Annotated in this window: 12 protein-coding genes; 6 read left to right on the forward strand and 6 right to left on the reverse strand. The window is 65.7% G+C overall.

Annotation, left to right across the window (positions count from 1 at the left end):
* Positions 1–34: 34 nt before the first annotated feature.
* Positions 35–589, reverse strand: coding sequence for a flavin reductase family protein (locus tag ABIC03_RS24590; RefSeq protein WP_354061750.1), 555 nt, complete (start codon positions 587–589; stop codon positions 35–37).
* A 55-nt stretch (positions 590–644) separates the two neighbouring features.
* Positions 645–1,742, reverse strand: a complete 1,098-nt coding sequence (locus ABIC03_RS24595; RefSeq protein ID WP_275173603.1) for an LLM class flavin-dependent oxidoreductase — start codon at positions 1,740–1,742, stop codon at positions 645–647.
* Between the two features lie 240 nt (positions 1,743–1,982).
* On the opposite strand from ABIC03_RS24595, the gene ABIC03_RS24600 reads away from it, so the two are divergent.
* The 3 genes from ABIC03_RS24600 (at position 1,983) to poxB (ending at position 5,360) form a co-directional block, all read left to right on the forward strand.
* Positions 1,983–2,897, forward strand: coding sequence for a 2-dehydro-3-deoxygalactonokinase (locus tag ABIC03_RS24600; protein WP_354061752.1), 915 nt, complete (start codon positions 1,983–1,985; stop codon positions 2,895–2,897).
* A gap of 13 nt (positions 2,898–2,910) precedes the next feature.
* Positions 2,911–3,543 carry a 2-dehydro-3-deoxy-6-phosphogalactonate aldolase gene (locus ABIC03_RS24605; RefSeq protein ID WP_354061754.1) on the forward strand — a complete coding sequence of 211 codons (633 nt, stop codon included), beginning with the start codon at positions 2,911–2,913 and terminating at the stop codon, positions 3,541–3,543.
* A gap of 80 nt (positions 3,544–3,623) precedes the next feature.
* Complete coding sequence (gene poxB, locus ABIC03_RS24610) at positions 3,624–5,360, forward strand: ubiquinone-dependent pyruvate dehydrogenase (RefSeq protein WP_354061756.1); 1,737 nt, start codon at positions 3,624–3,626, stop codon at positions 5,358–5,360.
* On the opposite strand, the gene ABIC03_RS24615 is transcribed toward poxB, so the two are convergent.
* Positions 5,357–5,722, reverse strand: a complete 366-nt coding sequence (locus ABIC03_RS24615) for a hypothetical protein (protein ID WP_354061758.1) — start codon at positions 5,720–5,722, stop codon at positions 5,357–5,359. The two genes, poxB and ABIC03_RS24615, sit on opposite strands and share 4 nt — an antisense overlap.
* Before the next feature lie 67 nt (positions 5,723–5,789).
* Complete coding sequence (locus ABIC03_RS24620; protein ID WP_354061760.1) at positions 5,790–6,698, reverse strand: PaaI family thioesterase; 909 nt, start codon at positions 6,696–6,698, stop codon at positions 5,790–5,792.
* 150 nt (positions 6,699–6,848) lie between these two features.
* Between ABIC03_RS24620 and ABIC03_RS24625 the strand changes: the two genes are divergently transcribed.
* Positions 6,849–7,169 (forward strand): hypothetical protein, encoded by a 321-nt coding sequence (locus tag ABIC03_RS24625; RefSeq protein ID WP_354061762.1) that lies wholly within the window; start codon positions 6,849–6,851, stop codon positions 7,167–7,169.
* A 37-nt stretch (positions 7,170–7,206) separates the two neighbouring features.
* Here ABIC03_RS24625 and ABIC03_RS24630 read toward each other — a convergent pair whose 3' ends face one another.
* Positions 7,207–8,676, reverse strand: coding sequence for an amidase (locus ABIC03_RS24630; RefSeq protein WP_354061763.1), 1,470 nt, complete (start codon positions 8,674–8,676; stop codon positions 7,207–7,209).
* Between the two features lie 124 nt (positions 8,677–8,800).
* Positions 8,801–9,913 (reverse strand): cyanuric acid amidohydrolase, encoded by a 1,113-nt coding sequence (gene atzD, locus ABIC03_RS24635; protein WP_275173610.1) that lies wholly within the window; start codon positions 9,911–9,913, stop codon positions 8,801–8,803.
* 397 nt (positions 9,914–10,310) lie between these two features.
* Here atzD and ABIC03_RS24640 point away from each other — a divergent pair, with 397 nt between their 5' ends.
* Both ABIC03_RS24640 and ABIC03_RS24645 read left to right on the forward strand, forming a co-directional pair.
* Complete coding sequence (locus tag ABIC03_RS24640; protein WP_354061765.1) at positions 10,311–12,650, forward strand: Tex family protein; 2,340 nt, start codon at positions 10,311–10,313, stop codon at positions 12,648–12,650.
* Between the two features lie 331 nt (positions 12,651–12,981).
* Positions 12,982–13,440, forward strand: a complete 459-nt coding sequence (locus ABIC03_RS24645; RefSeq protein WP_354061767.1) for a hypothetical protein — start codon at positions 12,982–12,984, stop codon at positions 13,438–13,440.
* The last annotated feature ends 79 nt before the right edge of the window (positions 13,441–13,519 follow it).

Consider the following 13,519-nt stretch of genomic DNA (forward strand, 5'->3'; position numbering starts at 1 on the left):
GAGAAGGGAACGGCAGCTCGCTCGGCGTCGCTCTCTACGAAAAATCACTCCAGCTCAGATGCCGCGAGTCGAGGTCGCCGACCGTCACGGTGCCGCGGATTTCGCGAGGGGCGTGGAAGCTGCTGCGCAGATACACGAGCGGCGCCGCGCCGTCGGAATGCGATGCGCCGCGCACCTCGCCGATGAAGATCGAATGCGTCGTCGTCTCGAATTCCTGGGCCAGCACGCAATCGAACGCCGCGACCGCATCGCTCAGCACCGGCGCGCCGGTCACCCCGCGCGTCCACTCCCCGAACGCAAAACGGTCGTCGCCATTGACGCCCTTCTGGCCGCTGAAGGTCAGCGCCAGCGCCGCGTGGTCCTCGTGCAGGAAGTTGATCGCGAACGCGCCTTCTTCGCGGATACGCGCGTGCGCGCTGGCGTTGCGGTTGACGCAGACGATCAGGGATGGCGGTGAGTCCGACAGTGAGCAGGCCGAGGTCACCGTCAACCCCGTGCGCTTGCCGTGCTCGGCCCCCACAGTGACCAGCGCGACGGCGCCGGCACACTGGCGCATCGCCTGCTTGAAATCCTTTGCGTCCACGCTCACGCGATGGTCTCCAGAAAGAACGGGTGCGGCACGATCGCGCCGCACCCGCGTCGGGTCAAGCCGCCTTCTTCGCGGAGCCGAGATGCTTCAGGCGCGGCATCACCTCGTTCCTGAGCAGCGACAGCGAGTGATGCCAGGCTTCAGCCTTGTGCTTGTAGTCGAAGCCGAACACCAGCAGCACGCCGAAGCCGCCGACCTCCTCGTAGATCTTCTCGATCTTCTCGGCGACGGTCGCGGGCGAGCCGACGATCCAGTTCCGCTTGGCGCAATATTCGACGGTGACGTCGCTATCGGGCACGTCGGGCGCGTGCTTCAAATAGTCCTTGAAGCCGAAATGGCCGAGCAGCGGCAGGAAGTACTCGCCCATCATCCGGCCCATCATGTCGCCGGTCGAGAGCCTCCACGCTTCCTCGTCGGTATCGGCGACGAACACCTCGCGCACCAGCCGCCAATCCGCGCGGTCCGGCTTGCGCCCGGTCTTGGCGGCACCTGCTACGACCGAATCCCAGTGACTGCCGACATAGGCCGGGTTCAGGTTGAGGCTCATCGGGATGAAGCCGCGCTCGCCGGCGAGCTTCAGCGTGTCCGAGTTCTTCGAGAGACCGGCGACGCCGATTGGCGGATGCGGCGTTTGCAACGGCTTGATGTGGGGCTTGAGGAAGTCGAACATCGTGTCCGGCTTGGTCACCGTCCAGAACTTGCCCTTGTAGGTCCAGGGCGCGGGATCGCTCCACATCTTCAGAATGATCTCCAGCGCCTCGCGCGTCATGTCGCGGTTCTGTCCGCTCATCCCATCGACGTTGAACATGGCCCAGTCGCTCGGCAGGCCGCTGGCCGCGACGCCGAAATTGAGCCGCCCTCCGGAGAGATGATCGAGCATCGCGACGCGATTGGCGAGCTCGGCGGGGTGGTGATAGGGCAGCAGGAAGCCGCCCGGCCCGATGCGGATGTTCTTGGTCTGCATCAGGGCCTGTGCGATCAGCAGATCCGGCGTGGGATTGGGTTCCCAGGGCGCGGTATGGTGCTCGCCGACCCAGGCCTCCTGATAGCCGAGCTCGTCGAGCCAGCGCATGACTTGCAGGTCCCAGTCGTTCCCTTCCTTCAGGCCGCACTCCGGCGGGTGCGAAGGCATCGTGAAATAACCGATCTCCATGGGTTTCCTCATCTGATGTTGACGCGTCTTGTTGCGCGGTTCACGGACGTGAGCGGGAACACTTTAGCAAGCGGTGTGCCACCTCTTCGAGAGCGGTGTGCCTGCGCGAGCGGCGCCTCAGACCTGCGAGAAATGGCTGGTTTGCGGCAGCAATAGCCGATATCCCGGGGCAGATTTGCGGGGCGTTGTCTCATTGTCGCGAGACGGCGTCTTGCCGGTGAGACGAGGACGAGAACCGAGATGACCGAACCCGCTTACGTCGCGGTGGACTGGGGCACCAGCAGCTTCCGGCTCTGGTTGATCGATCGTACCGGCGTGGTGCTGGCCGAACGGCGCAGCGATGAGGGCATGCTGGCGGCGGCAAAGACCGGCTTCGCGGCCGTGCTGCAATCGCATCTTGCCGCCGTCGAAGCACCAGCTCATCTGCCGGTTCTGGTCTGCGGCATGGCCGGCGCCAAGACGGGCTGGGTCGAAGCCGGATATGTCGATACACCGGCGCCGCTCGCGGCCGTTCTGAAGCAGGCTGCGCGGGTGCCGGGCGAGACGCGCGATATACGCATCCTGCCGGGTATTGCGCAGCGCGATGCAAAAGCGCCCGACGTGATGCGCGGCGAGGAGACGCAATTGCTCGGCGCCCTCGGGCTCGATGCCGCCGGCGAAGCGCTGGTCTGCATGCCCGGCACGCATTCGAAATGGGTGCGCCTGAAGGACGGCACGGTTGCGCATTTCTCCACCTTCATGACCGGCGAGCTCTTCAGCGCCGTGTCGCGCGAGACGATTTTGTCGCTTGCGGTCGCAGGCGCCGAGGACGCCGAGGATGTCGCGAGTTTCCAGGCGGCGGTGAAAGCCGCGTATGAAGCGCCGGCCTTCGCCGCCAATTTTCTGTTCGGCGCGCGGTCGCGGCAGCTTTTGTTCGGGGGCACACCGGCCGCGGCGCGCGAAACGCTGTCGGGAACGTTGATCGGCGTCGAGCTGGCGGCAGGGCTGTCCGGCGCGATGCCGAAAGCAGGAATCACGCTGATTGCCTCGGGGCGGCTCGCAATGCTGTACCGGCTGGCTTTCGACACACTGTCGGTCACTGTGAACCCGGTCGATGCCGATGAAGCCGTCCGCCGCGGTCTGTCGATGGCGGCTGCCGCGATCTGGACGAAATGAGAGGACTGTTGAGATGAGCGTTCCCTTTCCGGCGATGAAGCGGCCACTGGTCGCGATCCTGCGCGGCGTGAAGCCCGAGGAGACGCAGGCCATCGTCGGCGTGCTGATCGAAGCCGGCATGACCGCAATCGAGATCCCGCTGAACTCGCCGGACCCGTTCCGCTCCATCGCGACAGCCGTGAAACAGGCGCCGGCGGACGTGCTGATCGGCGCCGGCACGGTGCTGACCACCGCAGATGTCGATCGTCTCAACGATGTCGGCGGCAAGCTGATGGTGTCGCCGAATGTCGATACACAGGTGCTCACGCGTGCGCATCAATACGCCATGGTGACGTTGCCGGGCGTGTTTTCGCCGACCGAGGCGCTGCTTGCCGCGCGCTCCGGCGCATCGGGCCTGAAATTCTTTCCGGCAAGCGTGCTCGGTGCGTCCGGCATTGCCGCGATCCGTGCCGTGCTGCCTGCCGGCGTGATGATTGCCGCCGTCGGCGGCGTCTCCGACCAGAACTTTGCGGAGTACATCAAGGGCGGCGTCACCGTGTTCGGGCTCGGCTCCAGCCTCTACAAGCCTGGCATGACGGCAACGGACGTTGCCGCTCGCGCAAAATTGACGATCGCGGCCTACGATCGGGCGATTGCGAAAGACTGAGCCCGCAATAAACAAGCCGTGATGCGGTCACACCCGCGCGTTATCCTATCTTGCTGGACCAGCGAGATCAGGAGACCGACATGGCGATCAACAACGTGGCCGATCTGTTCGTGGCAACGCTCGAACAGGCCGGTGTCAAGCGCATCTACGGCATCGTCGGCGACAGCCTGAATGCATTGACCGAAGCGCTGCGACGGCGCGGCACGATCGAGTGGATCCATGTCCGGCACGAGGAGGTTGCGGCCTTCGCCGCTGCCGGGGAAGCGGAGATGACGGGCAGCCTTGCGGTGTGCGCGGGCTCGTGTGGTCCGGGCAATCTGCATCTGATCAACGGCCTGTTTGACGCACACCGCAGCCGCGTGCCCGTGCTGGCGATCGCGGCGCAAATCCCGACCGCCGAGATCGGCAGCGGCTATTTCCAGGAGACGCATCCGCAAAACCTGTTCCGCGAGTGCAGCCATTATTGCGAGCTGGTCTCGGATCCGAGTCAGCTGCCTTACGTGCTGGAAAACGCCATCCGTGCGGCGGTGGGCATGCGCGGTGTTGCGGTCGTCGCCATGCCGGGCGACGTCGCGTTCCGCTCGCCACCCAAGCGTGCGCTGTCGACGGCGCGTGGCCTTGCGCTGTCCGCGCCGAAAATCGTGCCGCAAGCCGATGAACTGAAGGCGCTTGCGGACCTCCTCAACGGCGCCGAGCGCATTACCCTGTTCTGCGGTCGCGGCTGCGCCGGCGCGCATGCGCCGCTGATGCAGCTTGCGGAAACCTTGAAGAGCCCGATCGTGCATGCGCTGGGCGGCAAGGAGCATGTCGAATACGACAATCCGTACGACGTCGGCATGACCGGCTTCATCGGCTTCTCCTCCGGCTATGCCGCCATGCACGCCTGCGACGCGCTGGTGATGCTCGGCACGGATTTTCCCTACAAGCAGTTCTTCCCGACCGATGCGAAGATCGCGCAGGTCGACATCCGTCCGGAAAATCTCGGGCGCCGCTGCAAGATCGATCTCGGCCTCGTCGGCGACGTCAAGCTCACCCTTGAGGCGCTGCTGCCGCTTCTGAAATCCAAGACGCAGCGCAGGCACCTCGACGATGCGATCGCGCACTATAAGAAGGCGCGCGAGGGCCTGGACTCACTCGCAAAGGGCACGCCGGGCACCAAACCAATCCATCCGCAATACCTGGCCAAGGTCATCAGCGACCACGCCTCAGAGGATGCCGTGTTCACCGCCGACGTCGGCACACCCACGGTGTGGGCCGCGCGCTATCTCGACATGAACGGTCGCCGCCGGCTGATCGGCTCGTTCGTGCACGGCTCGATGGCCAACGCCATGCCGCAGGCGATCGGCGCGCAGGCCGCGCGGCCCGGCCGGCAGGTGATCTCGCTTTCGGGCGACGGCGGATTCACCATGCTGATGGGCGATCTGATCACGCTGACGCAGATGAAGCTGCCGGTGAAGGTGGTCATCTTCAACAACGGCGTGCTCGGCTTCGTCGCACTGGAAATGAAGGCGGCCGGCTTCGTCGACACCAATGTCGATCTGGAGAATCCGGACTTCGCGGCGATGGCGCGCGCGATGGGTATCTTCGCAAGGCGCGTCGAGGATCCCGGCGAGCTTTCAGGTGCGATGAAGGAGATGCTGGCTCACAACGGACCGGCGCTGCTCGACGTCGTCACCGCGAAGCAGGAGCTGTCGATGCCGCCGACCATCACGCCCGAACAGATCAAGGGATTCAGCCTCTGGGTCTTGCGAGCCGTGATGAACGGCCGCGGCGACGAGGTCGTCGATCTCGCCAAGACCAATCTGCTGCCGCGCTAACCCCGCTTGACCGACGGCACCGGCAGCCGCTCATGGCGGCGCTGGAAGCGTTGCCAATGCAGCACGATGCCGATCAGCAGCGCCGGCACGAAGCCGAGCGCAATCAGGAAATGCGGCAGCTGCGCCGGTGAGATGAACGCAATGCCGATGTCGGAGATCAGCCAGACCGCGGCGAACATCACCGCGAAATCGGTGCGCGGGCAGCGCAGATAGTAGAACACGGCGGTGATGACGACGGCGGGTCCGATGGCGATGCCGATCATCACCGTCGTCAGCTCCTTCGGCGTCAGCGCGTCGAGCACCATCGCCACCAGCAGCCAGAGCGCGGCGAACATGGCGATGATGTCGAGCGGATGCCGCAACCCAATACCTCTCGCGGGAACGCGCTATCGTTGTGGCCCAGACCTTGGCCGTCAAGGGAAAATGCGCCTATTCCTCGTCGTTTCCGGGCGTCGGCCGCAGCATGAAATGGCCGAAGGCCGTGGCGATCGGCTTGTTCGCATCGTCCTGCCAGGCCCGCGCCTCGAAGGCGACGATGCGCCGGCCCTGCTTCACAATCGAGACGTTGGCGATGGTGTCGAGCGCGCGGCCCGAGCGCAGATAGTTGACGGTGAGTCCGATCGGCTTGGGCAATCCGGCCGCGCCGAGCTCGCGCGCCACTCCGAAGATCGCGGTGGTCTCGAGGAAGGCGCCGGTCATGCCGCCATGAATGGCGGGCAGGATCGGGTTGCCGATGATCTTTGGTGAGAACGGCATCGTCAGTGTGTCGTCGTCATTGACGCGAATGCCCAGGCAGCGCGCGAACGGGCTGTTGGCGAACGGGCCTTCCGGATCGTCCGGCGCCTCCAGCGACGGAATGCCGGGCGAATCCGTCCTGCGGTCCGCAAGCATGTTGGTGCGGTTGGCGCCGATCATGAAGCAGGCGGTCGCGGTCGCGACCGGATCGTCCTCGGACTCCTGATAGGCGGTGGAGCGCACGAAGGCGATCGAACGCGTGGTGCGGTAGCAGACCGAATGCGCCTTGATGTCGAGACCGGGCGTTGCCGGCTTCTGATAGTCGATGCGCAGATCGAGCGTTGCGATTGCGCTCGTGCCGTCCAGCGCAAGTTGCACCGCCATGCCGCAGCTTTCGTCCAGCATCGCGGTGACGACCCCGCCATGCAGGACGCCGGTCTCGGTGTCGCCGACGAAGACGGGCCGGTAGGGCAGGCTGGACCAGGCCTCGCGAGGTGCGAAGCGGTCGAGCTGGAGCCCGCTGATCTGGCCGTAATCGGAGCGGCGGCCCTTGATCGCCTCGGCGAGGTCCTCGAACGAAAGTGTGGTCGGTGAGCTGGACATGAGGACGTTCTAGACCAGTGGCGGGCGCGGCGCAAAACCGCGGATGCGTGTCCCGCGGCAGGCGTGCCGGGGGCGGTTTGGCCTCGACAGGGCGGGCCGAAGCAACGATGGTGGGCGCCTCGTTCGTTCGACTAGCCGCAAGGAGTGCCCATGGCCGATCCCGAAACGCCCGCCACCAGCCAGGGGCCCGTCATTATTTCGACCTCGAGCTCGGAGCGGGCGCCAATCATCTATTTCGACGGCGCATCCTGCTTCGGACACCACAACGGCGCCATTCAGATCGAACTCGCCGCGAACCTCCTGATGCCGGTCGGCGCCGCCGTCAGGGTTGACGTCGTTCAGACCGCGCATCTGCGCTGCAGCGTGGCCGCCGCGCTGGCGCTGCGCGAAGCGCTCGAAAAGGCGCTGGCGATGTACCAGCAGGGCCAGCAGCAGCCCCGGCCGGAGGAGATCCCGACGGTGAAGAACTGAGGCCGTTAGCGGATCGCAGTTAATGCGATCAACGCGCTCAGCTCACATGCACCTTCGGCTTCCTGCCGTCGTTCCACTTGCCGTCGAGCGCGCGCTCGATCTGGGCGGCGAGTTGCAGCAGGAGGCCGTCATTGGCCTGTTTCGCAATCGCCTGGATGCCGAGCGGCAGGCCGTGGTCTTGCGTCGCCATCGGCATCGAGATCGCGGGCATGCCGCAGAGATTGGCGAGCGGTGTGAAGGCGAAGAAGCGCCAGAGATTGCCGAACCAGTCGAGCACGTCGGGGTTGTCTGAGATGGTGAGATATTCACGGGTGCCGACCTTCGGCGTCGGCAGCGCGGTGATTGGGGTCAGGATCACGTCCCACTGCTCGAAGAAGGCGCCGAAGGCGCGTGAGGTCGTGTTGAACACGCCTTGCATTTTCGCCCGCTCGGCGAAGCTCGTGTGCCGGCCGGCTTCCCAGATCCGGATGTTCATGGGCTCGATGAGGTCTTCCGGGGGCCGTTCCAGCCCGCGCGCGGCGAGCATGTTGGAGATCACCACGGCAAAATTCGAGATATAGCAGGTGGTCTGCGCCTCGAACGCGGCGCGGAAGTCGAGCTCGGGCAGGGCGTAGTCGACGTGATGGCCGAGGCCTTCGAGGAAACGGCCGGCCTTCGCCAGCTCGGCCGCGATCTCGGGCGTCGCGGTATAGTCCCCCCAGCTGTGTGACAGCGCGATGCGAAGCTTTGAAGGGTCGCGCTTGATCATCTCGGAATAAGGCTGCGCCGTGGTCCAGAACGGCATGAACTCGCCGGGCGCCGCTCCCCTTGCATGATCGACGAAGGCGGCGGTGTCGCGCACCGAGCGCGACTGGCAGCCCTGGATCGAGACGAGCCCGGTGAGATCGGACATGTGCGGTGCGAGCGAGAACACGCCGCGCGAGACTTTCAGTCCGATATTGCCGTTAACGCCGGCGGGAATGCGGATCGAGCCGCCGCCGTCGGTTGCGTGTGCGATCGGCAGCACGCCGGCCGCGACCATTGCCGCGCTGCCGGCCGACGAGCCGCAGGTGGTGTAGTCGGTATCCCAGGGATTGCGCGTGACATAGACGGCCGGATTGTCGGCCGAGCTGCAGACGCCGAATTCCGGCGTCGTGGTGCGTCCGATCAGGTTCAGTCCAGCCTGGCGGAATTTGCCGGTCAGGAACGTGTCGGCGCTGGCGCGATTGCCGCGCATCAACAGCGAGCCCATCTCCTGGAGCCGGCCCTTCATGGTCGGGCCGAGGTCCTTCATCAGGAAGGGCAGGCCGGCGAACGGGCCGGCGAGATTGGCGCCGTCCTTGGCCGGATCGGCGATCACATCATCGAACAGCTCGACCACGCCCGACAGTGCCGGATTGAGCTTGGCAACACCTGCAGCGGCCTGGCGCGCCAACTCCTTTGCCGTGAGCTCGCCCTTGCGGACGCGCGCGGCCAGCCCCACGCCGTCGTGCTGCGCCCATTCGTTCCAGCTCATCGGAAAAGTCATGCGATCCAACCCTCTTCATGCGGCGCCACCTTAGTTTCGCACGGGAACACTTTAATCAACTGAGCGGCGCGAAGGGCAGGGTTGCGCCGGATGGAGAGGTAAGCCCGCATTGCATGCGTACGCATCAATTCGAGAGCTTAGCGATCACCGCGACCGGGCCGCCGCCGGCGGGGCCCTGGTGCTCGGCGCCGCCGGAGACATAGACCGCCCCGGTGCCGGCGAGGCCGGCAATCAGGCCGCCGACGGCAGCCCGGGCGTGCCGTGTCGAGCTGATATCGGTATCTTCCAGCATGGTGTGTCGGAAGCCGCGCACGCTGCCATCAGGCGAGGCCTCGGCCTTGGCGAAGACGTTGACGAGCTCGCGGCCGGTCGTCGTCTGCGGCGCGGCACCGAGCCCAACGCTCTCCAGCGCCGCAAGCACCGCGGCGGCGTCGATCGCATCGCTCATTACGGCATGCCCGATCTCGAATTCGCTCGTCGAGGACATAGCGTTGCCGAGCACGATGACCACGTTGTGCATCAGCTCGATTCCGGACGATGTCGAGGCGACGTTCGAGAACAGATCGTAGCGTCGCAGCACGTCCTCGCCGCGAATGTCGGTTGCGATCTCGCCGAGCGCGACTGCAACGCCGAGCGCGGAGGCGCCGCGGGAATAGGCCATCGAACTGTAGGCGCTGGTCGTCACCGTCTTGTTGCCGCGCGCATTCGCTGCCGCAACGCGCTCACTGGTGAGCAGCGGGCACTTGATCTGCACGAAGTGGACGTCGGCGGGATCGGCGATGCCGGCATCCTCCGTCGCGGCCTTCACGGCGTCGGCTGTCTCCATGATCTGAGCGGAGCGGCCGAGTTCTTCCGGGAGAAAATCCCGCGTGTGCGCCATGCCGATGCTCAGGCGCTTGCCGGCGGTGCCTGCCGGGCGCTGCAGAACGTCGCGGCGCGTGAACACGGTGATGTGCGGGCTCAGCACGCCCTCGGTGCCGCCGGACATCACGAAAGCGATGCGCTGCTCGACCTCCTGCGGCGAGAGCCCGAGCTGCGGCGCCAGCGCCGTGCACAGCGCGGCAACGGCATATTCCCGGGTAAAGTCGTTGACGCCGCCATTGCCTTCGGTCTTGCCGAGGATGGCCAGGATGGATGTCGGATCGATCGCGCCGGAGCCGATCATGCTGATCAATCCGGAGACGTCGCCGGGGCCGTGGGTGGCGACCTTGAAGACGCCGACCGATGTCGTCCGCATGATAGTCCTCACATGGGGTTCAGGAGCCCGACGGACAAAACAGCCGCTGAACGAGGGTGTCTGTCAAGGTGTCGAGGCAATCTCCACCGTCGTCCTGGCGAAAGCCAGGACCCATTACCCCAGGGGAGTTTGGCGAAGGCTCGTCGTTCGGTACGCCTACCGCCCACAATCGATGTATCACGCGGTATGTCCTGGCTTTCGCCAGGACGACGACGGAGTATGTGCGCCGTCTGCGTCGCTCCCACGATTGTGGCGAGATCGCATCGCTCCGGCAAAAAATCCCCTGTCGACGGTCGTCCGCCGCACCTTGATGAATCAACCCCGATTGGTCCATAAGCGGCGTCCCGCAGCCGGTGGTTCGCCTCCGCGATGCGTGCTTGGTTAGAGAGGTTCTCGCGTGGCAAATATCAACCAGAAAATTGCGCAGGAGCTTGGGGTTCGGGCGGAGCAGGTCGAGGCGACAGTGGCGCTGCTCGACGGCGGCGCCACGGTTCCCTTCATCGCCCGCTACCGCAAGGAAGCGACCGGTGCGCTCGACGACGCGCAATTGCGCACGCTCGAGGAGCGCCTGGGTTACCTGCGCGAGCTCGAAGACCGCCGCAAGGCCATCCTCGAATCGGTCCGCGATCAGGGCAAGCTCGATGCCGCGCTGGAAGCCTCCATTCTCGCCGCCGACAGCAAGGCACGCCTCGAAGACATCTATCTGCCGTTCAAGCCGAAGCGCCGCACCAAGGCCGAGATCGCCAAGGAAGCCGGCCTCGAGCCGCTCGCCAATCAGCTCATGGCCGAGCCCACCAACGATCCGAAGGTCGTTGCCGAAGCCTTCGTCAATGCCGAGAAGGGCGTTGCCGATGCCGCTGCAGCACTCGACGGTGCCCGCGCCATCCTGGTCGAGCGTTTCGACGAAGACGCCGACCTGATCGGTGCGCTTCGCGAGGAGGTGTGGACCAATGCGCGCATGACATCCAAGGTGCGCGACGGCAAGAAAACCGAGGGCGAAAAGTTTGCCGACTATTTCGAGTTCTCCGAGCGGCTGACGAAGCTGCCCTCGCACCGCATCCTCGCGATGTTCCGCGGCGAGAAGGAAGAGATCCTCGATCTCCAGATCCAGGCCGAGACCGAAGCATCGCCGCCGGGCGTGCCGAGCGTGTATGAGCTGAAGATCATGAAGCGGTTCGGCATCGCCGACCTCAAGCGCGCCGGCGACCGCTGGATGATAGACACCGTGCGCTGGGCCTGGCGCACCAAGATCCAGGTGCATCTCAACATCGACCTGCGCATGCGGCTGTGGAATGCGGCCGAGACCGAGGCTGTGCGCGTGTTCGCCTCGAATCTGCGCGACCTGCTGCTCGCGGCGCCCGCCGGCACCCGCGTCACCATGGGGCTCGATCCCGGCTTCCGCACCGGCGTCAAGGTCGCCGTCACCGACGCAACCGGCAAGGTGGTGGATACCGCCGTGATCTATCCGCACGAGCCGCAGCGGCAGTGGAACGAGGCGCTTGCGATCCTCGGCAAGCTCGCGCTGAAGCACCGCGTCGAGCTGATCGCGATCGGTAACGGCACCGCCTCGCGCGAGACCGACAAGCTCGCGGCCGACCTCGTCAAGGGCCTGCCCGATTTGGAGATGACCAAGATCGTGGTGTCGGAAGCCGGCGCGTCGGTCTATTCGGCCTCGGCATTCGCCTCGGAGGAATTGCCGGGCCTCGACGTCACCCTGCGCGGCGCCGTCTCCATCGCGCGGCGGCTCCAGGATCCCCTCGCTGAGCTGGTCAAGATCGAACCCAAGGCGATCGGCGTCGGCCAGTACCAGCACGACCTCGGCCAGGCCAAGCTCGCGAAATCGCTCGACGCCGTGGTCGAAGACTGCGTGAACGCCGTTGGCGTCGACGTCAACACGGCGTCCGCTCCGCTGCTTGCGCGCGTGTCGGGCGTCGGCTCCGGCCTTGCCTCCAGCATCGTGGCACACCGCGACGCCAACGGTCCGTTCAAGTCGCGCAAGGCGCTGAAGGACGTGCCGCGGCTCGGCCCCAAGGCGTTCGAGCAGTGTGCCGGCTTCCTGCGCATCCTCGGCGGCGAGGACCCGCTCGACGCCTCCGGCGTGCATCCGGAAGCCTATCCGGTGGTGCGCCGGATTCTCAGCGCCACCAAGAGCGACATCAAGGCGTTGATCGGCAGCAGCGACATCGTTCGCACGCTGAGGCCGAAAGACTTCGTGGACGAGACGTTTGGTCTGCCGACCGTCACCGACATCCTGCGCGAGCTCGAGAAGCCCGGCCGCGACCCGCGGCCGGCGTTCAAGGCCGCGGTGTTCATGGACGGCGTCGAGGAGATCAAGCACCTCAAGAAGGGCATGATCCTCGAGGGTACCGTTACCAACGTCGCCGCGTTCGGCGCCTTCGTCGACATCGGCGTGCACCAGGACGGCCTCGTGCACATCTCGGCGATGTCCAGGACCTACATCAAGGATCCGCGCGAGGTGGTGAAGCCCGGCGACATCGTCAAGGTGAAGGTGCTGGACTTCGAGGTCGCGCGCAAGCGCATCTCGCTGACGCTGCGGCTCGACGACGAGGTCGGCGCCAAGAAGGAAGCGCCCGGCATGCAGCGGGACAACAGCTCACGCAACCCGTCCCGCATGACTTCGTCGGCCCCGCGCCAGCAGGAATCTTCCGGCGGCGGCGGTGCGCTCGCGGAAGCGCTACGCCGCGCGGCGGAGAAGAACGGCGGCAAGCGGGCGTGACTCTTAACCTCTCCCCGCTCTTGTGCGGGGAGAGGTCGGAATTCGCGCGAAGCGCGGATTCCGGGTGAGGGGCAGAGCAACCTGCGAACCGGATCAAAGATCCCTCCGAGTCCCCATGCGCTGCACCCTCCAATTCAAAATCGAATTCGCGGATGCAGCCCCTCACCCCACCCTCTCCCCGTAAGAACGGGGCGAGGGAGTGAGAGAGCGATGCCTCCCTGACTCCCGCGTCAGAATCTGGCGCGTTTGTAAGTTGAACGCGCCTGTCCCTTCCTCTCATCTGAGCCTCCTCGCGCGGCAGGTATCGCCGCGCAGCACGGAGGATGCTTCGATGGACAACAGGCTTCTCAAAGGCCTCACCGCGGTGACGATCGCAGCGGTGATGGCGCTCGCTTCACCGGTGCTCGCCAGAGGTGGCGGTGGTGGCGGACATGGCGGCTTCGGCGGCGGCGGACATTTCGGCGGGGGTGGGCATTTCGGTGGCGGTATGCACGCCGGTGGCTTCGGCGGCATGCATGTGGGCGGCATGGGTGGCGCCCGTTTCGCCCATGTCGGCGGACCGGGCTTCGGCGGCGCCCGCTTCGCACATGCGGCGATCGGGCCGCGCTTCGCAGGCTCCGGCTGGCACGGCAGGCCCTTCATCGGCCGCCACGCCTTCTTCCGGCACCACCACCGCTTCTTCTTCGGAGCACCTTTCATCTACGCCGGCTACAATGACGGCTGCTGGCGCAGGAGCTTGACGCCCTATGGGTGGCAATGGGTCAATGTGTGCGGAGACTCTTGGTACTAGCATCGCCGTACCGCACCATTGTCGCGATCGTCATCGGGCGGTTCCGCTCAGCCCCGGAACGGGATAGTCTGGTGGCGAT

The sequence above is a fragment of the Bradyrhizobium sp. RT6a genome, assembly GCF_040547675.1.
Taxonomy (GTDB): Bacteria; Pseudomonadota; Alphaproteobacteria; order Rhizobiales; family Xanthobacteraceae; genus Bradyrhizobium.

What these genes read in the sequence shown, in the direction of transcription:
- ABIC03_RS24595 (WP_275173603.1), bottom strand. Translation starts at nt 1,742, where the DNA reads ATGGAGATCGGTTATTTCACGATGCCTTCGCACCCGCCGGAGTGCGGC.
- ABIC03_RS24600 (WP_354061752.1), top strand. Translation starts at nt 1,983, where the DNA reads ATGACCGAACCCGCTTACGTCGCGGTGGACTGGGGCACCAGCAGCTTC.
- ABIC03_RS24605 (WP_354061754.1), top strand. Translation starts at nt 2,911, where the DNA reads ATGAGCGTTCCCTTTCCGGCGATGAAGCGGCCACTGGTCGCGATCCTG.
- poxB (WP_354061756.1), top strand. Translation starts at nt 3,624, where the DNA reads ATGGCGATCAACAACGTGGCCGATCTGTTCGTGGCAACGCTCGAACAG.
- ABIC03_RS24620 (WP_354061760.1), bottom strand. Translation starts at nt 6,698, where the DNA reads ATGTCCAGCTCACCGACCACACTTTCGTTCGAGGACCTCGCCGAGGCG.
- ABIC03_RS24625 (WP_354061762.1), top strand. Translation starts at nt 6,849, where the DNA reads ATGGCCGATCCCGAAACGCCCGCCACCAGCCAGGGGCCCGTCATTATT.
- ABIC03_RS24630 (WP_354061763.1), bottom strand. Translation starts at nt 8,676, where the DNA reads ATGACTTTTCCGATGAGCTGGAACGAATGGGCGCAGCACGACGGCGTG.
- atzD (WP_275173610.1), bottom strand. Translation starts at nt 9,913, where the DNA reads ATGCGGACGACATCGGTCGGCGTCTTCAAGGTCGCCACCCACGGCCCC.
- ABIC03_RS24645 (WP_354061767.1), top strand. Translation starts at nt 12,982, where the DNA reads ATGGACAACAGGCTTCTCAAAGGCCTCACCGCGGTGACGATCGCAGCG.